The sequence below is a fragment of the Paraburkholderia sp. CNPSo 3281 genome (assembly GCF_024206515.1).
Lineage (GTDB): Bacteria > Pseudomonadota > Gammaproteobacteria > Burkholderiales > Burkholderiaceae > Paraburkholderia > Paraburkholderia nodosa.
On sequence record NZ_JAMBPS010000046.1, the window covers coordinates 1 to 23,127 of the forward strand.

20 protein-coding genes are annotated in these 23,127 nt (G+C 68.6%); 13 read left to right on the forward strand and 7 right to left on the reverse strand.

Annotation, left to right across the window (positions count from 1 at the left end; genetic code table 11):
- Nucleotides 1-68 precede the first annotated feature (68 nt).
- The 8 genes from M3I56_RS30885 (at nt 69) to M3I56_RS30920 (ending at nt 9,911) form a co-directional block, all read left to right on the forward strand.
- On the forward strand, nt 69-737 hold the full coding sequence (locus M3I56_RS30885; RefSeq protein WP_254357180.1) for a TetR/AcrR family transcriptional regulator: 669 nt from the start codon (nt 69-71) through the stop codon (nt 735-737).
- Nucleotides 738-1,064: 327 nt separating this feature from the next.
- A complete protein-coding gene (locus M3I56_RS30890) occupies nt 1,065-2,738 on the forward strand; it encodes a methyl-accepting chemotaxis protein (RefSeq protein WP_254357181.1) in 1,674 nt (557 codons plus the stop codon).
- A gap of 13 nt (nt 2,739-2,751) precedes the next feature.
- Nucleotides 2,752-3,246, forward strand: a complete 495-nt coding sequence (locus M3I56_RS30895) for a chemotaxis protein CheW (protein ID WP_254357182.1) — start codon at nt 2,752-2,754, stop codon at nt 3,244-3,246.
- Nucleotides 3,243-4,721 (forward strand): protein-glutamate O-methyltransferase CheR, encoded by a 1,479-nt coding sequence (locus M3I56_RS30900; RefSeq protein ID WP_254357183.1) that lies wholly within the window; start codon nt 3,243-3,245, stop codon nt 4,719-4,721. Before M3I56_RS30895 ends, M3I56_RS30900 begins: the two co-directional genes overlap by 4 nt.
- On the forward strand, nt 4,714-5,418 hold the full coding sequence (locus M3I56_RS30905; protein WP_254357184.1) for a chemotaxis protein CheW: 705 nt from the start codon (nt 4,714-4,716) through the stop codon (nt 5,416-5,418). The genes M3I56_RS30900 and M3I56_RS30905 overlap by 8 nt, the downstream gene beginning before the upstream one ends.
- Nucleotides 5,415-7,718, forward strand: coding sequence for a hybrid sensor histidine kinase/response regulator (locus M3I56_RS30910; RefSeq protein ID WP_254357185.1), 2,304 nt, complete (start codon nt 5,415-5,417; stop codon nt 7,716-7,718). The genes M3I56_RS30905 and M3I56_RS30910 overlap by 4 nt, the downstream gene beginning before the upstream one ends.
- Nucleotides 7,715-8,740, forward strand: a complete 1,026-nt coding sequence (locus tag M3I56_RS30915) for a chemotaxis response regulator protein-glutamate methylesterase (protein WP_254357186.1) — start codon at nt 7,715-7,717, stop codon at nt 8,738-8,740. The genes M3I56_RS30910 and M3I56_RS30915 overlap by 4 nt, the downstream gene beginning before the upstream one ends.
- A 187-nt stretch (nt 8,741-8,927) precedes the next feature.
- Nucleotides 8,928-9,911, forward strand: a complete 984-nt coding sequence (locus M3I56_RS30920; protein WP_254357225.1) for a diguanylate cyclase — start codon at nt 8,928-8,930, stop codon at nt 9,909-9,911.
- Between the two features lie 12 nt (nt 9,912-9,923).
- Here the strand turns inward: M3I56_RS30920 and M3I56_RS30925 are convergent, their stop codons facing one another.
- Entirely contained in the window at nt 9,924-12,128 is a 2,205-nt protein-coding gene (locus M3I56_RS30925; protein ID WP_375541819.1) for a hypothetical protein, read from the reverse strand.
- Between the two features lie 254 nt (nt 12,129-12,382).
- Between M3I56_RS30925 and M3I56_RS30930 the strand changes: the two genes are divergently transcribed.
- Genes M3I56_RS30930 through M3I56_RS30940 form a run of 3 tightly spaced genes read left to right on the forward strand, consistent with a single transcriptional unit; the run spans nt 12,383 to nt 14,530 of the window.
- Nucleotides 12,383-13,114, forward strand: coding sequence for a transcriptional regulator (locus M3I56_RS30930; protein ID WP_254357187.1), 732 nt, complete (start codon nt 12,383-12,385; stop codon nt 13,112-13,114).
- A 55-nt stretch (nt 13,115-13,169) separates the two neighbouring features.
- A complete protein-coding gene (locus M3I56_RS30935) occupies nt 13,170-13,688 on the forward strand; it encodes a sigma-70 family RNA polymerase sigma factor (protein WP_028205375.1) in 519 nt (172 codons plus the stop codon).
- Nucleotides 13,685-14,530, forward strand: a complete 846-nt coding sequence (locus tag M3I56_RS30940) for an anti-sigma factor (protein WP_254357188.1) — start codon at nt 13,685-13,687, stop codon at nt 14,528-14,530. The genes M3I56_RS30935 and M3I56_RS30940 overlap by 4 nt, the downstream gene beginning before the upstream one ends.
- Nucleotides 14,531-14,639: 109 nt before the next feature.
- Here M3I56_RS30940 and M3I56_RS30945 read toward each other — a convergent pair whose 3' ends face one another.
- From M3I56_RS30945 to M3I56_RS30960, 4 genes are all read right to left on the reverse strand, one after another.
- Entirely contained in the window at nt 14,640-16,469 is a 1,830-nt protein-coding gene (locus M3I56_RS30945) for a trypsin-like peptidase domain-containing protein (RefSeq protein ID WP_254357189.1), read from the reverse strand.
- 313 nt (nt 16,470-16,782) lie between these two features.
- Nucleotides 16,783-17,112 carry a DUF4148 domain-containing protein gene (locus M3I56_RS30950; RefSeq protein ID WP_254357190.1) on the reverse strand — a complete coding sequence of 110 codons (330 nt, stop codon included), beginning with the start codon at nt 17,110-17,112 and terminating at the stop codon, nt 16,783-16,785.
- Nucleotides 17,113-17,242: 130 nt separating this feature from the next.
- Complete coding sequence (locus tag M3I56_RS30955; RefSeq protein WP_254357191.1) at nt 17,243-17,812, reverse strand: chromate transporter; 570 nt, start codon at nt 17,810-17,812, stop codon at nt 17,243-17,245.
- Nucleotides 17,809-18,381 carry a chromate transporter gene (locus M3I56_RS30960; RefSeq protein ID WP_254357192.1) on the reverse strand — a complete coding sequence of 191 codons (573 nt, stop codon included), beginning with the start codon at nt 18,379-18,381 and terminating at the stop codon, nt 17,809-17,811. Before M3I56_RS30960 ends, M3I56_RS30955 begins: the two co-directional genes overlap by 4 nt.
- Nucleotides 18,382-18,692: 311 nt before the next feature.
- Between M3I56_RS30960 and M3I56_RS30965 the strand changes: the two genes are divergently transcribed.
- Entirely contained in the window at nt 18,693-19,796 is a 1,104-nt protein-coding gene (locus tag M3I56_RS30965) for a PHB depolymerase family esterase (protein WP_254357193.1), read from the forward strand.
- 8 nt (nt 19,797-19,804) lie between these two features.
- On the opposite strand, the gene M3I56_RS30970 is transcribed toward M3I56_RS30965, so the two are convergent.
- Nucleotides 19,805-21,208, reverse strand: a complete 1,404-nt coding sequence (locus tag M3I56_RS30970; protein WP_254357194.1) for a DHA2 family efflux MFS transporter permease subunit — start codon at nt 21,206-21,208, stop codon at nt 19,805-19,807.
- On the reverse strand, nt 21,205-21,633 hold the full coding sequence (locus M3I56_RS30975) for a MarR family winged helix-turn-helix transcriptional regulator (protein ID WP_254357195.1): 429 nt from the start codon (nt 21,631-21,633) through the stop codon (nt 21,205-21,207). The genes M3I56_RS30970 and M3I56_RS30975 overlap by 4 nt, the downstream gene beginning before the upstream one ends.
- A 188-nt stretch (nt 21,634-21,821) precedes the next feature.
- Between M3I56_RS30975 and M3I56_RS30980 the strand changes: the two genes are divergently transcribed.
- Nucleotides 21,822-23,075, forward strand: a complete 1,254-nt coding sequence (locus M3I56_RS30980; RefSeq protein WP_254357196.1) for a DUF1479 domain-containing protein — start codon at nt 21,822-21,824, stop codon at nt 23,073-23,075.
- Nucleotides 23,076-23,127 lie beyond the last annotated feature (52 nt).

Genomic DNA, 23,127 nt, shown 5'->3' on the forward strand with positions numbered 1-23,127 from the left:
GCGCTTTAGCGCCCCATCCCCCATGCTAAAATCACCCGCATTCCTTCCCTGCTGCGGGCCAAAAAAACATGGCAAGACCGGCGGCTTCGGCCGAACGCAACGAAGCTCAATCCGAAAGCCGGCGCAAGTACGATCCCGAGCAGACCAGGCGCAATATCCTCGAAGTGGCGACGGCCGAATTCTCGGCCATGGGTCTCGCAGGCGCGCGTGTAGACGCGATCGCCGAGCGCACGAACACCACCAAGCGCATGCTGTATTACTACTTCGGCAGCAAGGAAGGGCTGTACGAAGCGGTGCTCGACAAGGTCTACGGCGACATCCGCGCGCTCGAACTGGACCTGCACATCGACGAACTGGATCCCACCGAAGGCCTGCGGCGGCTCGTCGAATTCACCTTCGACTATCACGACCGCCACCGCGACTTCGTGCGCCTCGTGACGATCGAGAACATTCACGGCGCGAAGTACATCGAGCGCCTGAAAACCTTCCGCAGCCGCAACGCCAGCGCGATCCGCACGATCGAAGACCTGCTCGCGCGCGGCGTGGCAAGCGGCGCGTTCCGCGACGACATCGATCCCATCGATCTGCACCTGCTCATCAGCTCGATGTGCTTTCACCGCGTGGGCAACCGGCACACCTTCGGCGCCGCGTTCGGGCGCGACCCCTCGCATCCGCGCCTGCGCGCGCGCCATCGCGAGATGGTCGTCGACGCCACGCTGCGCTTCGTCAAGAAGTAAGGCGGCCCCGGCACCGCGGCCGCCCCGGGTTTTTCCAGGGCGCCCGCCGATGCGGGACGCATTGGCCGCGGCGGGCTCGTCTCCCCGCACGGCGCCGCGCAGGGCTGCCAAAAGGCCCCGGCGAACTCCGCAGATTTATCTCCAAAAGTCCGGTGAGCCCCGCCCTGCGTGGCTGTCAGCTAGCATCGCTTGTCCCATAAAAGTGCGCAAACGCATTACACTACGGCGGTCAAGGCCGCCGCGCGCGGCCTCGCCCTGCGCAGCCGCGCCCCGCCTCGCCGGCAGGGCGGGCGCGCCGGTCCACGCCACCGGAGAGTCTTTAGCGCAATGAGCACCGCCATGCCCCGTTCCGGCCAAGCCGGCCTGCCTCGACAGACTCAGGGTCGCTATACCCTCGGCACACGCATCGTCCTCAGCTTTGGCTTGCTTTTCGTACTGATGCTCGCGATGGCTGCGGTCTCGTGGGACCGCCTGCGCGCGATCGACAGCGAGGCGATGAGCCTCACGCGCGATTCGGTGCCGGGCCTGTTCTACGCGACGTCGCTGCGCGCGGCGGCCAACCAGACCTATAGCCTCGTCGAGCGCGCGGCCTTCGTCGATGCCGATGCGGACAGCGCGGCCCGCGACCTGTCGGGCCTGCCCGCGGCCGTGGCGCAGGTCGAGGAGACCACACGGCAGTACGAACGCACGCTTTTCCGCAGCGACGACCGCGAGCGCTTCCAGCGCTTTCGCGACGCCTACGCGCGCTATCTGCCGCTGGCCAAGGCGGTAGCGAGCCAGTTGCCCGCCTCGCGCCCAGCCGCGCAGGCCGCGTTCGCGCAGATCGGCCCGGCCTGGCAGGAGGTGCTCGCCACGGCCAACGCGCTCGTCGCCGAAAACCGTCAGCAGGCCGACGAGTCCGCGCAGACCATCCGCAACTCGGTCACGGGCACGGAGATCACGCTCGCCACGGCGCTGGGCGTCGTGCTGCTCGCCGCGCTCGCCACGGGTTACGCGCTCTATCGCGCGATCACGGTGCCGATGGCGCGCCTCGTGGAGGTGCACGACTCCATGCGCACCGGCAACCTGTCGCAGCGCCTCGCGCTGAATCGCAGCGACGAATTCGGCGTGCTCGAAGACGGCTTCAACCGCATGAGCGACGAACTGGCGAGCCTCGTCGCCCAGGCGCAGAAGTCGTCCCTGCAGGTCACGACCTCGGTGGCCGAAGTGGCCGCGACGTCGAAGGAGCAGCAGGCCACCGCGAGCGAGACGGCGGCCACCACGACCGAGATCGGCGCGACCTCGCGCGAGATTTTCGCCACGGCGCGCGACCTCGTGCGCACCATGAGCGAGGTGGCGACGGTGGCCGAGCAGTCGGCCGGGCTCGCCAGTACGAGCCAAAGCGGCCTCACGCACATGGAAGACACGATGCGCAGCGTGATGGAAGCGGCGGGTTCGGTGAACGCCAAGCTCGCCATCCTCAACGAGAAGGCCGTGAGCATCAATCAGGTCGTGGCGACGATCACGAAGGTGGCCGACCAGACCAATCTGCTTTCGCTGAACGCGGCGATCGAAGCGGAGAAGGCGGGCGAGTACGGGCGCGGCTTCTCCGTGGTCGCGACCGAAATCCGCCGCCTCGCCGACCAGACGGCCGTGGCGACCTACGACATCGAGCAGACCGTGAAAGAGATCCAGTCGGCGGTGTCGGCAGGCGTGATGGGCATGGACAAGTTCGCGGAAGAAGTGCGGCGCGGCATGCACGACGTGCAGGCCGTGGGCGCGCAGCTTTCGCAGATCATCGGCGCGGTGCAGACGCTCGCGCCGCGCTTCCAGGTCGTGAACGACGGCATGCAGGCGCAGGCCACCAGCGCCGAGCAGATCACCCAGGCGCTCACGCAGCTTTCCGAGGCCGCCCAGCAGACGGCGGAGTCGCTGCGCCAGTCGTCGCAGGCCATCGACAATCTCACGCTCGTCGCCAACGAACTGCGCACCGGCGTGTCGCGGTTCAGGATCGAGGCGTGACGCGGGAACGGCGATGCTCTTCCTGGTCTTCGAACTGGACGGCGAGCGTTACGCGCTCGATGCCCGCGAGATCGCGCACGTGCTGCCGCTCGCGCCCGTGCGCGCGTTTCCGGGCACGCCCGCGTATATCGCCGGCGTGATCGACTACGAGGGCGCGCCCGTGCCCGTGGTCGATCTGCCGATGCTCGCGCTCGGGCGGCCCGCACGCACACTCATGTCCACGCGGCTCGTGCTCGTGTATGACCATGACGCCGCGGCCGGCCCGACGGCCGCTCATGCGCCGTCGCGCCGCCTCGCGCTGCTGCTCGAAAGCGCGACGCGCACGCAGTCGATTGCCCCCGAGCGCTTTGCCGAAGGCGGCATCGCCACGCCCGAGGCACGCTGGCTCGGCCCCGTCGCGCGCGACGAGCGCGGTTTCGTGCAGTGGGTGAAAGTCGCCCAACTGCTCGACGCGCGCGTGCGCGCGCGGCTCTTTCCCGATCCGCCTTCGTGGCAAGGCGCGCCATGAGACAGGCCGACCCGCGCTTCGCCGCCTGGCTGCTCGACGAAACCGGCATCGACGCTGAATCGCTGGGCGCCAACGCGCTCGCTCGCGCGGTCGGCACACGGGCGGCGGTGACGCTCGAGGTCCACGCCGATCTGCATCCGGCTGTTACGCGCAAGGCGTGGATGAGCGGCGCCGCGCTGCCCGAATGGGCGCGCGAAGCCTACTGGCAACGTCTCACGACCACGCCTGCCGAGCGCCAGGCGCTGATCGACGCGCTCGTGGTGCCCGAGACCTGGTTTTTTCGCGAGCGCGAGGCCTTCGCCGCGCTGGCGCGCCTCGGCACGCAGCGGCTGGCCGCGCAGCCCGGCGACGTGCTGCGCGTGCTGAGCGCGCCGTGCTCGAGCGGCGAGGAGCCGTACTCGGCGGCCATGGCGTTGCTCGACGCGGGCCTCGCGCACGAGCAGTTCGCCATCGACGCGATCGACATCAGCGGCCAGTCGATTGCGGCGGCCGCGCGCGGCGTGTACGGCCGCAATGCGTTTCGCGGCGACGGCCTCGCGTTTCGCGAGCGCTATTTCGAGCCGGCGCCGGACGGATGGCGTATCGCCGCGACGGTGCGCCGCGCCGTGACCTTCGAGCGCGCGAACCTGTTCGAATGGCTCGCACCGCACCCGGTGCGCTACGACTTCATTTTCTGCCGCAACGTGCTGATCTATTTCGACCGCGCCTCGCAGGACCGCGCCATCGACTTGCTGCGTGCGCGCCTCACGGCGGGCGGCATGATCTTCGTCGGACCGGCGGAAACCGGGCTGATGATGCGCCATGAGATGGCGTCCGCCTATATTCCGCTCGCGTTCGGTTTTCGCGCGCCGGAACCGGGGGCGACGGCGGATCATCAACATCCGGCGAGCCCGGCGGCCGCCGTGCCGCCTGCGCTCACGCCGCTGCCGGTCATTGCCGCCACGGCGGCGGCGCCCGCATTCGGCAGCGCGCCGGTGTTCGCGCCGCTGGACGCGCCCGTGGCCGCGGCGGCACGCGGGCCCGCGCCGCCGCGGCTCTCGCTGCGGCCCTTGCACGGCGCGCCGGCTCCGCGCGCGGCCGCCGTGGTGAGCGTCCATGCGGCGGTCGGGCAGCCCACCGGTGCCACGCCCGAAGCCGCGCTCGCCGACGCGCGTCGTCTCGCCGACGCCGGCGCGCTCGACGAGGCCGAGCGCCTCGCCACGCAAGCGGCGCAGGCGCTGACCCAGAACGCGGGCACCTGGTACCTGCTAGGCCTGATCGCCGATGCGCAGGGCCGCGCCGCCCAGGCGCTCGCGCACTATCGCAAGGCCATCTATCTGGAGCCTTCGCACTACGAAGCGCTCACGCATCTGGCGGCGCTGCTCGAAGTGCAGGGCGATGCCGAAGGCGCGCGCCGGCTGATGCGCCGTGCGCAGCGCGCCGCGCAGCAAGTCGCTCAGCGCGGCGAACCGGACGCAGGAGGCCCGCATGTCTGAGCGCGAGCTGGAGCAAGACCGCGCGCAGGACCTCGCGCCGGCGGCGCAACTGCCCGAGCACTGCTGGAAAGTCATCGGCACGCTGGGCGACAACTCGTGCCCGCGCCTGGAAACATGCGTGCGCTGCCTGAATTGCCCGGTTTTCGAAGAAGCGGCGGCGCGCATGCTCGACCGTCCCGCGCCGCTTGCGCCAGCTGCGCTTGCGCTCGAACGCGCGCCTGAGTCCGTCGGCACGCAGACGCGCCACGAAGGCTCGCTCGTGTTTCGCGTGGGCGGCGAGTGGCTCGCGCTGCCCGCCACCGCGCTGCGCCAGGTGCACGAGGCGCGCGCCATCCACACGCTGCCGCACCGGCGCAGCGCCGCTGTGCTGGGCGTCGTGAACGTGCGCGGCGTGCTCACGCTCGCGGTATCGCTGGCCGCGCTGCTGCGTATCGATGCGGCAGCGCACGCCGCACCGTCGCGCGCCGCCACGCCGCGCCTGCTCGTGACCGAATGGGCGGGCGCGATGACGGCGTTTCCCGTCGATGCCGTGGAGGGCGTGGCGAGCTTCGGCGCCGCCGCGCTCCTGCCTGCGCCCGCCACGCTCGCGCAGTCGGCCGGGCGGCACGTGCGCGGCGTGACGCATTGGCGCGGGCGTTCGGTGGGCGTGCTCGACGCCGAGGTGCTATTCGATGCGCTTGCAAGGAGTTTGCGATGAGCGACGACGAACTGAGCCGCCGCTCGCTGCTCGACCTCTTCCATGAGGAGGCGGCGGCGCAGACGCGGACGCTTTCCGCGGGCCTGCTCGCGCTGGAGTCTGCGCCCGCGGATGCCGCCACGCTCGAAGCCTGCATGCGTGCGACGCACTCGCTCAAGGGCGCTGCGCGCATCGTCGGACTGCCGGAGGCGGTCGAGGTGGCGAGCGCGATGGAGGACTGCTTCGTGGCCGCGCAGCGCGGCGAGCTGCGCATCGACGCGGCGCGCATCGATGCACTGCTCGTCGGCATCGACTTGCTGAGCGCGGCAGGCGATGCCGCGGCGGCGCCGCTTGCGCACGAGGCGGTGGAGGCGTTCGTGGCGCGCCTGCAGGGCGGAGCGCAGCCCGGCGCGGCCAACACCGCCGCGAGCGCACCCGGGACCACACCCGAAACCGACAACCTCGCCGCGCTGGCGGCGTCATTGCGTCTGCCCGAGCCGGAGCGTGAGGCGGCGGCGTCCGGCGACGTCGAACCCGCGCCGCTGGCGCAACCCTCGCCATCCCGTTCAGCCGACGCCGGGCGCATGCTGCGCGTGCGCGCCGGCACGCTCGACCGCCTGCTCGGCTTCGCGGGCGAATCGCTGGTGGAGTCGCGCCGCATGCGGCCGTTCGCGGAGGGGCTCTTGCGCACGCGCCGTGCGCAGGGCGACGTGCTTGCGGCGCTGGGACAGTTCCAGGAACGCCACGGGGATGCGCTCGACGTCGACGCTCGCGCCGCGCTCGCAGCTATCCGCAATGCGATTGTGTCGCTGGATCGTCAGCTATCCGAACGATTCGACGACGTCGATCGCATCGATCGACGCGGCACGCAACTCGCGCAGCGCCTCTACGATGAGGCCCTGCAATGCCGCATGCGGCCGTTCGGCGATACGGCGCACACCTATCCGCGCGTGGTGCGCGACCTTGCGCGCTCGCTCGGCAAGCGCGTGCGCTTCGCGATTACCGGCGAGTCGACGCAAGTGGACCGCGACATCCTCGAAATGCTCGACGCGCCGCTCGGCCACCTGCTGCGCAATGCGCTAGACCACGGTATCGAGGACCCCGAAACAAGACGGCGGGCGGGCAAGCCCGAAGAGGCAAGCCTCACACTCGAAGCGCGCCATAGCGCCGGCAAACTGCTGATCGCCGTGGCCGATGACGGCGCGGGCATCGATCTGGACGCACTGCGCGGGAGTATCGTCGCCCGCTCGTTCGCGCAGCCCCAGGCCGTTGCCGCGATGTCCGACGCCGAGCTGTTCGACTTCCTGCTGCTGCCGGGCTTCTCGCTGCGCGATACCGTCACCGATGTGTCGGGCCGCGGCATTGGCCTCGACGCCGTGCAGAACTTCGCGAAGGCCGTGCGCGGCACGGTGCGCATCGAGAGCGCGGCGGGGCAGGGCACGCGCTTCGTGCTGCAGTTGCCGCTCACGCTCTCGGTGGTGCGCAGCCTGATCGTCGAGGTCGCGGGCGAAGCCTATGCGTTCCCGCTCGCGCACGTGCGCCGCGCGCTCAGCGTGCCGCGCAGCACGATCGAGATGCTCGAAGGCCAGCAGCACATTGCCTTCGAAGGGCGACCCGTGGGGCTCGTGACCGCGCGCCAGTTGCTCGGCGCGGGTGCCGAAGCCACGACCGCGGAAGACCTGAATGTCGTGCTGGTGGGCAGCGAGGCGGGCCTCTATGGCGTGGCCGTGGACCGCTTCGCGGGCGAGCGCACGCTCGCCGTACAGCCGCTCGACGCGCGTCTGGGCAAGGTGCGCAACGTCTCCGCGGCGGCGCTGCTCGACGACGGCGAGGTCGCGCTGATCGTCGACGTGGAGGACATCGTGGCGTCGGTTGCGCGTCTCGTGCGCGACGGGCAGCTCGCGGGCGTGGCGCGCGGCGGCGCGCACGATGGAGCGCGCGCACGCAAGCGCATTCTCGTTGTCGAGGACTCCTTGACGGTGCGGGAGCTGGAGCGCAAGCTGCTCGAAAAACGCGGCTACGATGTCACGGTGGCGGTGGACGGCATGGACGGCTGGAGCACCTTGCGCAACGCGCACTTCGACCTCGTCATCACCGACGTCGACATGCCGCGCATGGACGGCATCGAACTCGTCACGATGATCAAGGGCGACGCGATGCATCGCAACGTGCCGGTGATGATCGTCTCGTACAAGGATCGTGAAGACGACCGGCGGCGCGGCCTCGACGCGGGCGCCGACTACTATCTGACCAAGGGCAGCTTCCACGACGAAGCGCTGCTCGACGCGGTGAACGACCTGATCGGAGAGGCGGCGGGATGAAAATCGGTATCGCCAACGACATGCCGCTAGCGGTCGAGGCGCTGCGTCAGGCCATTGCGACACGGCCCGGCCATCGCGTGGTGTGGGTCGCCGAGAACGGCGAGGATGCGGTGCAGTTCTGCGCGGCGCAGGTGCCCGACGTGATCCTCATGGATCTCGTGATGCCGAAGCTCGACGGCGTGGAGGCCACGCGGCAGATCATGGCGCGCTCGCCGTGCCCGATCCTGATCGTCACGAGCAGCGTGGGCGCGAACGCCTGGCGCGTGTACGAGGCGATGGGCGCGGGCGCGCTCGATGCCGTCGATACGCCCACGCTCGCCGGGCCCGATACGCGCCGCACCATGGACCTGTTGCTCGCGAAGATCGAGCAGATCGGGCGCGTTTCGGGCGCGCTCGATCTCGCCGCGCGCGCGCCGGCGTTCATCGCTTCCGGCATGGCGAAAGCGCCGCTCATTGCGATCGGCGCCTCGGCGGGCGGACCCAGCGCGCTCGCTACCGTGCTCGGTGCGCTGCCCGCCGGTTTCGGCGCGAGCATCGTGATCGTGCAGCACGTGGACCAGTCGTTCGCCGCGGGCATGGCCGCCTGGCTCGACGGCCAGACGCCGCTCACGGTGCGCATCGCGCTCGAAGGCGAGCAGCCCGAGCCGGGCTGCGTGCTGCTCGCCGCGACCAACGATCATCTGCGCATGACAGCGGGCAGCAAGCTGGCTTACACTCGCGAGCCGGCCGACACACCCTACCGACCCTCCGTCGATACGTTCTTTCACAGCCTCGTCGAGCGCTGGACGGGCGAGGCGATCGGCGTGCTGCTCACGGGCATGGGGCGCGACGGCGCCATCGGCCTGAAGGCGATGCGCGCCAAGGGCTGGCACACCGTCGCCCAGGACGAGGCGACGAGCGCCGTATACGGCATGCCCAAGGCGGCGGCGGCGCTCTTCGCCGCGCGCGCGATCCTGCCGCTTGACGCCATCGCCCCCGAGCTTGCGAGCCGGGTGAAGCCACCGCATCAACCTGCCGGCTAGACGCCAGCCATCACGAGACGCGACCGACATCATGACCGAGAAGTCCACTCTTCCAACCAGCGTAAATGTTGCCGACAGCACCGGGCTCCCCGAGGGTCGCGACCTCAGCGGTGCCGACGACGCTTCGCTCGCCGTCGCGCTGGAGGCCGCGCGCAGCGCGCTAGAGCAACCGCTGCCCGCCGCCGACATGCCGATGATGGTGCTGCTGGTGGACGACCAGGCGATCGTGGCGGAGGCCGTGCGCCGGGCGCTCGCAAGCGAACGCGAAATCGACTTCCATTATTGCGCGCATCCCGACCAGGCCGTGCGCACCGCCGAGGAAGTGCGCCCGACCGTGATCCTGCAGGACCTCGTGATGCCGGGCACCGATGGCCTCACGCTCGTGCGCGCCTACCGCGCGAACGAAGCGACGCGCGACGTGCCGATCATCGTGCTCTCCACCAAGGAAGAACCCGCCATCAAGAGTGCGGCGTTCGCGTCGGGGGCCAACGATTACCTCGTCAAGCTGCCGGACAGCGAAGAGCTTATCGCGCGCGTGAAATATCATTCGCGATCCTACGTAAGCATGCTTCAGCGTGACGAGGCATATCGCGCGCTGCGCCGCTCGCAGCAGGAACTGCTCCGCGCGAACCTCGAACTGCGCCGCCTCACGCATTCGGATGGCCTGACCGGCCTCTCGAACCGGCGCTATCTGGACGAATTCCTGAGCGCCGAGTGGAAACGGGCGGAGCGCGAGCGCACGGAAGTGTCGCTGCTGATGATCGACGTGGACTACTTCAAGCCCTATAACGACACCTACGGCCACGTGGCAGGCGACAACGTGTTGCGCTCGGTGGCGACGACGATTCGCCGCGAGATACGCCAGCCGCGCGACCTGGTGGCGCGCTTCGGCGGCGAAGAGTTCGCCGTCGTGCTGCCGGGCACGGGCAGCGCGGGCGCGCGGCTGCTCGCCGAGAAAATGCGCCGCGACGTGGCGGGGCTCGCGTTGCCGCACATGGGCTCCGCCGTGAGCGAGCACCTCACGATCAGCATTGGCGTGGCGACGCTCACGCCCGCGCCGGGGCTCGCGGAAACGGCGCTGATCGAGGAAGCCGACGCCGCGCTTTACCGCGCGAAGCGCGACGGGCGTAATCGCGTGGCGTTTTCCACGCAGGTGTCGGGGCGGGCATAAAGGCGCAGCGCCTCAACCCGGCGTCCAGTCGTACATCAGGATTTTGGCGCGCGCGTCGTCCTCCACGAGCACCACGTAATCGCCGTTGTCGCGCTGCGCGGCGCTCATGCCCATATAGATGTCCACCCATCCGCTGGTGTTGCCCACATCCGCACCGGGCATCATCGAGCCGACGATCTGGCCGCTGCGCGCGTCGTACACGTCGATCTTCTGCGTGTATAGCTCCGCGATGAACACATAGTTGCCGGCCACGGCGATCCCCACCGTCGTCACCTGCGGGCTGCTGCTCGTGTTCCAGGGCAACGACGCCTGCCACGTGAGCGTGGGCGAAGCGCTCGACCAGTTGTCATAACGCGCGAGCACGGGCCCGGCTTCCTTCCAGTGCGACGCATCCCACGGAATGTTCGCGGTGAAGCCGGTGATGTACATCGTGTCGGTCTCGGCCACGTAGACGATCCGCGCGATGCGGTTGAACGGCGCCGGCATCGGGAACATCGTCGACGATGCATAGGTGTACTGGGGATTGCCCTGCGCGTCGAGCCCTTGCATCGGCATCTCGCGAATACCCGAAAGAGGCGTGGCGAGCCACACGTTGCCGGGCGTGTCCACCCACCAGTAGCCGTTGCCGACGGTCGCGCCCGTCGAGGGGTTCGAGGTGATCTCGCTGGCGTCCACGTGTCCGTCGCCGTTCGCGTCGCGCCACATCCACTCGCCGTAGGTCGGTTGGCCGCCGGGCCAATTGCCCGGCATCGGATTCTGGGCGAGCAAGCCCGAGGGAATCGCCACTTCGCCATCGGTCGCGGGCGAGAAGCGGTAGATGTTCAGGTAGTGCGCGTACTGGTCGAGCGTGTAGAGGAACGGCTGGCCATTGAAGCGGCGCACCATGGGCGAGCCGCGCACGCCGCGCGTGGCGTGCAGCGCGGGATCGTCGGGATACGCGAAGCCGTTGAGCGTGAAGCCCGCATAGGTCCATTGCTTGCCAGGCGCCTGGCTGTAGTCGAGCGTGAAGCGCTTCGAGCCGGTAAAGACGTTGGCGGTGTTGGCGGGGTCGAAGGCGGCGGCATCGACGAAGGTCAGGCCATAGAGGCGCCAGCCCAGCGTGCGCGTGCCCATCGCGTAGCTTTCGAGCACCGCCCCCTGGCCGACGAGCGCGGTGCCGTGCGGCCGCGGCCCCTGGCCGTTTTGCGCGACGTACAGGTTGCCCGCCTGGTCGTAGCCGATGCTGGTGATGCCATTGAAGCGCCAGTCGCCGGGCGTGCCCTCCACGACGTGGAAGATGCCCTGGCGCGTGCCCAGCGTGCCCGCTGCCGTCATCTGGCCGCTGGACGTCCGCGCGTAGAGCAGAATCTGCTGCGAGGGGCCGTTGTCGGCAATCGAGAGCTGGCCGGAAGGCGCGAAGGCGAGGTCGGTCGGCGCGCTGCCCGCGGGCAGCACAGGCGCATCGTTGAGCGCGGTGCCGTCCTTGCGGTAGTGACCGATGCTCGGGCCGTTCGCGTCCTGCATGCCCTGGATCACCCAGAGCGTACCGTCAGTGGCTAGCGCAATGCGGCCCGGCGTGCGCACGGTGAAAGAACGCAGTTGCCGCATGGTTTGTGCGTCGTAGACCACGATCCGGTTGTCCGCCGTGTCGGAAACGTACAACTCGGCGTCGGTGGCGGCGAGGCCGCGCACGGCGCCGTCGCTGCCGCTCGGTGCGGCGAGCACGCGCAGGAAGCTGTTTTTCGTCGCGTTCGCGCTGTTGCCAATGCCGCTCGCGAAGGGCGCGCCCTGCGCCACGTTCGAGCGCAGCCGGCGCGTCACGCCGAACCACGTCTGGTTGGCGGGCGGATAGTCCGCGCCCACGAGCCCATTGCTCTGGTTGCCGATCGACATCGCGGCATACACATAGGTGCTGTTCGCCGCGATGGCGTCGCCGCCCGCATTGCCCCAGCCGTGCGTGTTGCCAGCCACGGCGAGCTTGTCGCCGCCGCGGTAGACGCCGATTTCGCTGCCGCTTTCGTCCCAGGGCGCGTTCGCGTAGACGGTGCCGTCGGGCGCGACGGCGATGGCCTGTACGTCTTGCTGCATCCACTTGCCGTCGCCGAAACCGAAGCTGTTGCCGATCCAGGACGTGGTGTAGTTGAGCGTGCTTTGCGCGACGCAGGGTTGAATGGCGAGACCTTGCAGCGCTACCGACAAGGCAAGAAGGCGAGCAGCATTTTTCACTTGAATTCCCATCAATCACGAACCTGCCGCAGGGGGCGCGGCAGTTGGGCGTGATGCTCGCATGCGCTTTTAAGGAAATAATTCAAATATTATTCAGTGCGGGTAATGTGGCGTTTTTTATGCGGATGCGATGAATGGGCCGCCCGCATCGCGCAAAATTGTTCGAGCGCCGCGCAAAAAGGGGAATTTCGCCGCCCGGCGGAATAATCCGCGCCCGCCGCGTGTTAGCCCCCGCATCGCCACCCAATCAGCATCGATTCACGATCATGAAGTTTCGCGGGCCACTCGACGAGCCGCCGGTTTCCGAAGCCGATATCCAGGCCTACAGCGACGGCACGCTCGCCGGCGCGCGGGCGGCGCACGTGCGGCACTACCTCGCGGGCAAGCCCGGCGAATGGCATCGCATCCTGTTCTACCGGCGCCTGAACGCCCAGATCCGCGACGCTTACCCGGCGCCGGCCGCGCAGACGGCGCACTCGCGCACCGCTCCAGCTCGAAGCAGGCGGGTGTTGCGCTACGCTATCGCTCTCGCGGCCGCCCTGGCGATGACGGGCGCCGCAGTGGCGTGGGTCGGCGTGACCGAGCCGTCGCAGCAAGTGCTGAACAACGCCGCGGTGATGGCGCTGATGGAAGCCGAAAACGCGCAGCCGGAGGCGCTGGAAGCGGGCGCGGCGCGTGCGCCGTTCGATTTTGGCGCGGCGGGCCTGCATTTTCTCGGCGGCGGCGAAGTGCGGGTTGGCCCGTTCGCGAGCGCGCAGCGCTATGTCTACGAGAACAACCAGGGCGAGCGCGTGGTGCTGCTCGCGAGCCGCGCATGGCTGGCCGGCGCGGCGCCGCAGTGGAGCGCACACCGCGCGGGTCCGCTGCGGCTCCTGATGTGGCGCGAGCGCGGCACGCGCTGGGTGCTCGCGGGCAACGCCCAAACGCGCGGCTTGATGCGCGCGGCGGACCTCGCGACGCTCGCCGCGCAGCCGGCGCGCGAAGGCGAAGGATCGTGAAGCCGCCCGACGATGCAAACCGCGCAATGACCCTTGCGGCAATTCAGGATGAAACATGGACATCCGTGACGAGCTGATAGAACACGTGCCGCGCCTGCGACGCTACGCGCGCGCGCTGATCAACAACCGCGAGCTCGCCGACGACCTCGTGCAGGACACGCTCGAGCGCGCCATCGCCCGCACGGAGTTGTTTCGTTCGGGCACCGACCTGCGCGCCTGGCTTTTCACGATCATGCACAACCTGTTCGTGAACCAGGTGCGCAAGTCGGCGGCACGTGGCGCGCACGTTTCCGTCGACGACGACAGCGTGCCCGAGACCGACTATGCCGTGCCCGCCACGCAGACGGGCGCGCTCGAAGTACGCGATCTGGACTTTGCGCTGCAGCGCCTGCCCGTGGAGCAGCGCGAGGTGGTGCTTCTGGTAGGACTGGAGGAGATGAGTTACGCCGATGTCGCATTGGCGCTCGACATACCGATCGGCACGGTCATGTCGCGTCTGTCGAGGGGGCGTGAGCGCTTGCGGGCGCTCATGGCCGGTTCCGTCCCGCGTGCGAATCTGAAGGTGGTGCGATGAGCGAACAACAAAATCCAGTCACGCAAGACGAGATCCACGCCTACGTGGACGGCACGCTTTCCGAGGCGCGCCGCGCCGATGTGGAGCGCGAACTCGAGCGCAACCCCGAGCTTGCCGCGCGCGCGAGCGACTTCTTCTCGCTCAACAACCTGCTGCACGAGCGTTACGACCGCGTGCTCAACGAGCCGCTGCCTGCGCGCCTGCGCGTGGCCGCCCGTGAACCCGAGCCGCAAACGGTGCGAAACGCTCGCCCAGCCGCGAACTGGCCGCGCTTCGCGGGCCTCGCGGCGGCGCTGGTGCTGGGCGTGGGAATCGGGTGGGGCATGCACTACGGCATGAGCGGCACGGGCGGCCCCGCAGGCGCGGCTGGCGGCGGCGAGCTGCATACGGTGAGCGTGGACAGCACCATGCGCTTCGCGCAGCAAGCGGCGCTCGCGCATGTGGTCTACATGCCGACGGTGGGGCGGCCCGACACGATGGACGACAGCCAGGAGCAGGACTTCGTGAAGTGGCTCGCCAACCGGCTCGGCACCAACGTGCGCGCGCCGATGCTCTCGAAGAGCGGCTTCGAGCTTTCGGGCGGGCGGTTGTTGCCGGCCGACGACGGCGGCGAAGTCGCGCAGTTCATGTATCACAACGCGCGCGGCGAGCGCGTGACGCTGTGTATCTCGCACCGCAAGACGAGCGCCAACACTACCGCGTTCAAGCTTTATCAGGATGGGCCTGTGAATGTGTTTTACTGGGTGGATGGCGACTTTGGGTATGCGCTTTCGGGTGGGATCGATCGCAAGGCGCTGCTGCAGCTTGCGCATGATGTTTATGCGCAGCTGACGCCGCGGTGAGGGGTTGGGTTTTTTCGTTGTTCCTGGCCGGGTTGGCCTTTCCTTGTGTTCGCGTACCGACGCGAAAACAAGAAAAAGCCAAAGCTCCAGGAACCGCGCGCAGCGCCCATCACCTGATCTTCACAGCCACAAAGCTCCGCGCATTATTCCGCTGAATCAGCAGCGACATGCTCTTTGTCGCCTTCGCTTCCAGCGCGACAGCTTGCTCCTGCGATTCGACCAGCGTGTCGTCGAGCGACAGCACGACATCGCCGGCCCGCACGCCCGCGCTCGCAGCGGGTCCAGTCGAGGCTTCCACCATCAAACCAAGCGGCAACCCGGTCGTGCGCTTTTCCTCGGCGCTCAGCGCATGCGCGATCAGACCGAGGCGGTCGGCGGCATGGCGCGCGGCCGGTGCCGTCGCAGCGGCGGGCTGCACGTTCGGGTCCGTCATCACCGCTTTGACGGCGTGCACGTCAGACGGCGGCGCCTTGCTCACCGGATCCGCTACGGCGGGCGCGACCGGCGCGTCGGTCTTCTCCGCCGCCTGCGCGGCTTCGGTTGCCTGTGCCGCAGTCGCCCCTGCGGCCCCAGCGGCCCCCGCTGCGCCTGTCGCCGCCGCAGGCGCATCCGCATCCGCCGCCTTCGCCTCGAACGCCGTGTTCGAGAAGCCGGCCACTGCGGGCTGGCGATTGCGGATCACCTTCAGCGACGCCGGCGTGGCCGGCGGCACGGCCGCGAGCGCGGCGGCGAGCGTCGCGGCCCGGTCGACGGGTTTGGTGCCGACCTGCACGATCACGTCGCCGGTCCGGATGCCCGCTTTGCCGATGGGCGAGCCAGGATCGACGGCGTCCACGAGCGCGCCGCCCGCATGCGGCAAGCCGAGCGCCGCCGCAAGCCCGGGGCTCACGTCCTCGACCTGCATGCCGAACGTGCGGATCGTGCCGCCACTGCCCGCGCTTGCTGCATTCGCCGCATTGGCGCTGCCGGCGGGCGCCGCCTTGCGCGCCTGCAACTGGGCGCGGAACTGGTTGGCGGCGTCGATCGGAATCGCGAAGGTCAAGCCCTGGTAGCGGCCTCCGTCCGCGTATATCTGCACGCCGATGCCGATCACCTCGCCCGCGCGATTGAAGATCGGGCCACCGGAGTTGTCGGGGTTGACCGCGACGTCGGTCTGCAGGAACGGGAACGCCTTGCCGTCGGGGAGCGTGCGCGACGTCGCGCTGAGGATGCCCGTCGTCACGGTGTTCTGGTAGCTGTCCGGCGACCCGATCGACAGCACGGGTTCGCCGGCGTGCACCTTCGCCGTTTCGGCGAGCTTCACGAACGGCAGATCGTGGCCGTCGATCTGCAGCACGGCAACGTCGCTTTGCGGATCGACGGCGACGACCTCCGCCTTGAACTCTCGCTTGTCCGTGAGCCGCACGGTCACCTGCTCGGCGTTGTCGACGATATGCGCCGTGGTGAGCACGACGCCATCGGGGCTGACGATGAAGCCGGAGCCCGCGCCCGTCATCACGCGCGGCCCGCTGGCTTCGGCGTCGGACGCCGGCTTCGGCGCGCGCCGGAAGAATACGAAGAAAGGATCGTCGGCGTCGATGGCCTCCTGCTCGGGCGGCGCGGACGGGTCGTCGGCGCTGCGCGCGATCACGTGCACGACGGCTGGGCCGTAGCGCTCGGCGAGCGAGAAGAAGTCGGGTGCGGCCACGGCCGCCGGCGCGGTTGCTTCGGCGGTGGCCTTCGGCGCGGCGGCTTTGTCGCCAGCCGCCTTGTCGCCAGTGGCCTTGTCGCTAGCGGCCTTGTCGGCGGCGGCTTTGTTCGCGGCGGCTTTGTTGGCGGGCGGCTTGGTGGAGGCCGGAGGCGGCGTTGCGGCGTTCGCCTCGTAACAGAAAGCGCTGGCAAGCGCGAGGGCGAGCGCGGCCGCAGGGCGCGAAGTGCGGGCGAAGATCAGGCGGAGCACAGCACACCTCCCAGTGGTCATCGTGCTGGCGGGCGGCATACGAACGCGGATAGCAAACGAGTGCCGACGACCATAGTGTAGTCACGCCACAAGACAATTGGGGGGCAGGGTTTGTCCTGTAGCGCACGCAAATCCGCACGCAGCCGTCATGGTGAATGCGCGGCGCATCGAAGATGACGCCTGGCTGACTTTGCGGCTGGCCAGGACGCTCAGGGAAGGAAGGGGCGGCGCCGACAAGGCGCGCGAGATGCCCCGCTCGTCGCGAGCGGGGCGTTCGGCGGTGGCGGGGGCTAGCGGGATCCGGCGATCGCTTTCAGCTACCCGAATACAGGTTGCAGAAGCTCACCGGCCCGACACACGTCGTGTGCGGTGCGCCGGCGTCGCTCGTGCCCTGCATGGGCGCGCCCATGCCGCTGGGTTCCTGCTGTTGATGCTGTGCCTTCGCACGCGCGACTTGCTGCGCGGAGATGGGGCTCACGTCGGGATACGAACTATCGGTCACGAATTGCGAACCGTTGGCCTGCGCTTCGATCAACTGTTCGCGCACCTGGGCACGCGTGAGTCCCTGCGCGGACGCGGTGGATGCGGCGCCGATGCAAGCCGTCACGACGAGCAAGGCGAAAAGCGGGCGGCGGATGATCATTTCGAACTCCTGATTAAATAGCATGGTTCGGCGACCGGCTGGAGCACGGTCGAATCAACGGAGACTGCAATGGGTATACCGCCGCGGGTCGGCAGTTATTCCCGTGGAGTTGTCGCCGCGGGGAGTTTTTCTACGTAAGCTGCACCTGGAGCCAATGCGGCAGGCCCGTGCCGATCAGGCTGACACCAAAGAGCGCGAGCGCGCCGGCCAGCAGAAGAGCGAGCGGACTGACCCGCGTTTTGAGCAGCACGCAAAGCGACACGACGGCAATGGCCTTCGCGGGCAGGCCGCCATTGAGCGACTTGAGCAGCACCCAGCCCGCCGCGAGCATCATGCCGGCCGCGATGGGGCGCAGGCCGCGCTCGAGCGCCAACTGCCACGCCGCGCCCTGATAGCGGCTCCAGATATGCGTCACGCCATAGATGAGGATAGCGGTTGGCAGCAAGAGCGCGGCCGTCGCCACGAGTGCGCCCCAGAACCCGGCAACCTGCCAGCCGATCAACGTGACGAGCAGTGAGCCCGGGCCCGGCGCCATGCGCGAAATCGCGAAGTCGGCGGCGAATTGCGAATGCGTCATCCACGGATGCACTTCCACGACCTGGCGCTGAATCTCGGCGACGATCGCCTGGCCGCCGCCGATCGTCACGAGTGAAAGTGGCGCGAAAATGGCGGCTAGCTGACCGAGCAGGCGTGCATTCATCGTGCACCCCGGCGGATCGCCACGTATTCGTAGAGCACGCTCACGGCGCCGCCTGTCACGACGACCCACACCAGCGAAAAACGCAGAATGCCGATCGCAAGAAAGGTCGCCGCCATGAGCAGCAGCGGCAGCACTTGCCGCCGCACGCGCCGTGCGGTGACGACTCCCATCGACAGCGACAGTCCCGTGGCCGCCGCGGCGGCGCCGGCGATCAGAATCTGCGTGAGCGGATGGAAGATGAGCGCGCCAACGACGCTGCCAATCACGATGATCAGGCACGCGGGCGGCACGACGATGCCCGTTACGGCCACGGCGGCGCCACGCCAGCCCCGCAGCCGGTGCCCGATCCAGATCGCCATGTTCTTCACGTTGATGCCGGGCAGCGCCTGCGAGATGGCGAGTCCGTTGAGAAAGTCCTCTTCGCTGATCCAGTTGCGATCCTGGACGAATTCGCGCAACAGCCAGCCGCTCAAACCGCCGCCGAAGCTCGTCATGCCGATGCGGCTGAAGATCAGAAAGAGTCCGAACAGCGTGGGGCGCGGCGAGGCGTTTGGCGTGGAAGCGGTCACGGGGATGACGGAAAGCGGGTAATGCCGAACAGTTCGGCTGTCGTCTCGTGCGGCCTTTCTTTCCGGTTTCAGCGCGATCGAGTCGATCTTTTACCGGTGTTCGAATGGTCACCGCGGCAACGGTCGCCGAAATTATAGCGCCGCAACACGTGTGACGCGGAGGGCGCGCGGTCACGCAAAATTCAGCGCGAGGCCAGGACCGTTATGATGGTCGAACTCGCAGCGGCTCGATCGCTGTGATCGCTGTATTCGCGCTGTCCGCCGTGTGCCGCCTGGCGTGACGTGAACAAAACGCCTTGTTGCCATTGCTCATGCCCAGGAAAAAGACCAGCGTCTGGCTCAAAGGTCTCGAACTGCTCACCCGCATGAGCGCACCGCGACCGAAGAAAAAGGCCGCCGCACGCAAGACGGCGCCCGCCAAGGCCACGCAGGTCGCGAGGCTGGCAGCCAAACCGGCGAGGCGCGCCGCGAAGGCGCACGTGGGGCGTGCGCAGCCGGCGGGCACGGCCGGCAGGTGGATCCGCTCCTATCATTCCGCGCCTCCCAGGGCCGGGCATCTCGTCAACCATCTCGCGTATGCGCTCTATTTGCCCACCGGCGCGGCCATGGCCACGGGCCTGCCGCTCGTGGTCATGCTGCACGGCTGCAAGCAGACGGCGGAGTCGTTCGCCGCGGGCACGCGGGTTTGCCGGCTGGCGGATCGCGCAGGCTTCGCCGTGCTGCTTCCCGAGCAGGCAAAAACGGCGCACGCACAGCGATGCTGGCACTGGCACGGCGATCATGCGCAGTCGGAGGCGCCAGCGGTCACCTCGCTCGTCGATGCCATCGTGCGCGAGCACGGATTCGATCGCGAGCGCGTGTACCTTGCGGGCATCTCGGCGGGAGCGGGTCTCGCGTCCGTGCTCGCCATGCGCCATCCGTGGCGCTTCGCGGCCGTGGGCCTGCACTCGGGGCCGGTTTTCGGTGCGGCCAGTTCCACGATGAGCGCGATGAGCGTCATGCGCCACGGCAGCCGCGAAGACCCGGTGCATCTGGTCGATGCCGCTCTCGACGTCGCCGCCCATCCCGGTGTGCCGGCCTTCATCGTGCAAGGCGAAATCGACGCGGTCGTGGCGCAGCGCAACGGCGTGCAGCTCGGCATGCAGTTCGCGCGCGTCAACCGGCTGCTCGACGCGCAGGGCGAATTGCGCGTCGGCGAGATCCGGACCTATAGCCGCGACGCGGTGGCGTACACCGACTATGTCAAGTCGGGCAGGCTCGTCGCGCGGGTGTGTGTCGTTCGCGGGCTCGGGCATGCATGGAGCGGCGGCGATCCGCGCGAAGCGTTTCATTCGGATCGGGGCCCCGACGCGATGGCGATGATGTGGCAGTTCTTCCGGCGGCAGCGCCGAAGCGCGGCAGATGACATGGTGTGAGCGGGGCGTCAGCGCTCGTTTGCGCGGCGCACTCTCGCCGGGAGCAGCGTGGCCGCCGCGAAGCACAGGAGATGCAGCCCGCAGAGCGCCGCGAACGCCAGCAGGAATTGCCGCGGTTCGGAAGCGGAAGAACTCGGCACTGCCACGGAAATGGCGATGGAGATGAGCGTCGTTGCGACCGGTCCGCCAATTCGCTGCGCGATATTCAACGCGGTGTTCGCCACCGGAAGCCGTGCCTTCGGCATGCGGGCATACGCGGCGGAAATCGAAGGAATGCTAATGGTTCCCTGACCCACGCCCGCGATAAAGAGGCTGGCCAACGCGAGGCCCGTGGAGAAAGCATGGCCGGTCATCCACAGGAACGGCAGCGTGGCGACGAGCGCCAGCAACGCGCCGCCTGCCGCGAGCGCGCGGCAGCCCAGCCGCTCGGTGAGAAAGCCCATGCAGGCGAACGAAGCCATCATGCCCGCGCCCGTCGCCGCGAGCAGCCAGCCCGCGTGCGCGGCGCTCAGGCCGCAGCCCGCTATGAGGTAGAGCGGAACGGCCAGCTGCCGTCCATACATGATGCCGTTGGCGAAGAATTGCGTGACGGCGGGAACCGCGAACATCCGGTCCGCAAAGAGGCGCACGTCGATCAGCGCTGTCGTGGGCCGGCGCACCGAGTGCCACACGAATCCCGCGAGCAGCGCGACGCCGGCGAGCAGAAACTCCGCGCCTCCGGCATGCATGGCGCTCTGGAATCCAAAGACGAGCGCGGCGAGCCCGGGTGAGATCAAGGCGAAGCCCGCGAAATCGAAGCTGCGCTTTTGCGGTTGGGCGGCGTCGGGCGCGAGCAGGAGCGCGGCGAGTGTGACGCCGAGAATGCCGACCGGCACGTTGATCAAGAAGAGCCAGGGCCACGCCGCCCGCGCCAGCACGGCGCCGGCAAGCACCGGGCCGAGGATCGGCCCGAGCAGGATGGGCAGCGTGGCGTAGCCCATCACGCGCTCCATGTTCTTGCCGGCGACGCGCCCGATCATCATCTGCGCCATGGGCGCGAGCAGCCCGGCCACCAGGCCCTGAACAATGCGCGCGCCGATCAGTTCCTCCATGGTTTGCGCCGCGCCGCACAGCACGGAGGCGAGCGTGAAGGTCGAGAAGGCGAAGAGATAGAGCCGCTTCGCACCGACGCGATCCACCAGCCAGCCGTTGAGCGGAAGCATGAGCGCCATGGCCAGCAGGTAGCCGCTCATGATCCACTGCGTCGTGGCAACGGGCGAGTGGAGCGCATGGCCGATGGCGGAGAGGGAAACGTTCACGAGCGTCGAGTCCATCTGCGCCATGAACGAGCCGATGGAGACGACCACGGCGACCTTCCAGACGCACCGGGGAATCCGGTTGTCGGGAGCGCTGCTATCACGCGTGCCGCTCATCGTTCAGCCAGCCTTCTCATGATGTCGCCCGCCTTGAAAAGCGTGGCGCGTTCGTCTTCGTCGAGCTCCGCGATGGACTGCGAGAGCCACAGCTGTTTCGCGTCGCGGGTCTGCTTGCGCAGTTGCCTGCCCTTTTGCGTCAGTTCGATGAGCAACTGGCGGCCGTCGGTCGCATGCGGCGTACGCTTGACGAGGGCCATTTGCTCGAGCGCCGCGATGGTGGCGCCCATCGACTGGGGCCGCATGCCTTCGGCGCGCGCGAGCGCGGCAATCGTGGCGGGGCCGTCGTTGGCGAGCCGCGACATGACGACGGACTCGGTCATCGAGAGGGCGCCCGCATCAGACTCGTTGCGCGTGCGCCGCACGAGCATGCCGATCGCCTGCATGAGGTCGATGACGGCGGGTTCAGGGGTTTTGGCAGACATGGCGATCCACGCGGATTCGGCTGGGCTATGTCAGCGCATCATGAAGATAAACAGCTAAACTTGCAAGTTTGACTGTTGAAAATTTGGGACGCGAGGAGAGGGGGCGCCGGCCTGTCAGTGCGGACCACAGGCCATTGAGGCGTATGCTTGCCATCAAACGACGGCATTCAACCCCGATGGAGACACGCATGGCGGCACTTCAAATCGACGATGTCCCGGCCGCGATCCGGCAGGCCAAGCGCATGTTGCGCGCGCAACTGCCGAATTATCGCGAAGTGTTCGAGGACGTCGCGCAGGCCATTGGCGAAGAAGCGCGGCACATCGCCCGGCTGCGCGAGGCAGGCGAGGCCGTGATTCCGGAGATCGCGTTCGCCGACATTCAGGCGCAGCGCGTGAGCGCCGAGGCGATCGCACTCGTGAAAGCGCGCGGCGCCTGTGTGATCCGCCGCGTGTTCGAGCCGGAGCAGGCCGCGCGCTGGGACGCCGAAATTGCCGATTACGTGGCGCGCAACGATCTCGACGCGCGTGCCGCCCAACGCGCGGCGCAGCGCAATGCCCTCCCGCCGCAGGCGAGCCGCCCGTTGATCTATGGCCTCTACTGGTCCCGCCCGCAGGTGCAGGCGCGCGAGTCCGCCGAACTGACGGCCGCGCGCGTCTTCCTCAATCGCCTGTGGCGCCACGAGAGCGAAGGGCGCGTGCATTTCGATCCTGATGTCGTGCCCGTCTACGCCGACCGTCTGCGGCGCCGGCCGCCCGGAACGGCTGCGCCCGGCCTCGCCGCGCATTGCGACGGCGGTGCAGTCGAGCGCTGGGTCGACGAGAATTTCCGCCAGGTCTATCGCCACGTGTTCTCGGGCGACTGGCGGCGCTACGACCCGTTCGACGGCGCGTACCGCACGCACGCGAGCGAGATTCCCTCGCGCGTGGCCTCTTCGATGTTCCGCACCTTCCAGGGCTGGACCGCGCTTACGCCGCAGGGCCCCGGCGACGGCACGCTGCAGATCGTGCCCATCGCCAACGCCATGGCGTACGTCCTCTTGCGCGCGCTGCAGGACGACGTGGCCGAGGACGACCTGTGCGGCGCCCAGCCGGGCCGTGGGCTGCCGATTAGTGCCGAGTGGCATGCGCCGCTGATCGATGCGTTGATATCGATTCCTCAGATGCAAGCCGGCGACGCCGTATTCTGGCACTGCGACGTGATTCACTCCGTGGAAGACGAGCACCGCGGCAGCGGCTACAGCAACGTGATGTACATCCCGGCCACGCCGGGTTGCGCGAAGAACGACGCCTATTTGCAGCGCCAGCTGCCGAGCTTTCTCGAAGGCCGCAGTCCGCCAGACTTTCCCGCCGAGCATATCGAAGCCGATCTGGCGGACCGGGCCGGTGTGGCTGATCTCACGCCGCTCGGCCGCACCCAGCTCGGCTTGCCCGGCGTTGCCTAACATGGGCGCATGACCCGCGCGTGTCGGCGCATCGATTCGCGTGCTTGCCTGT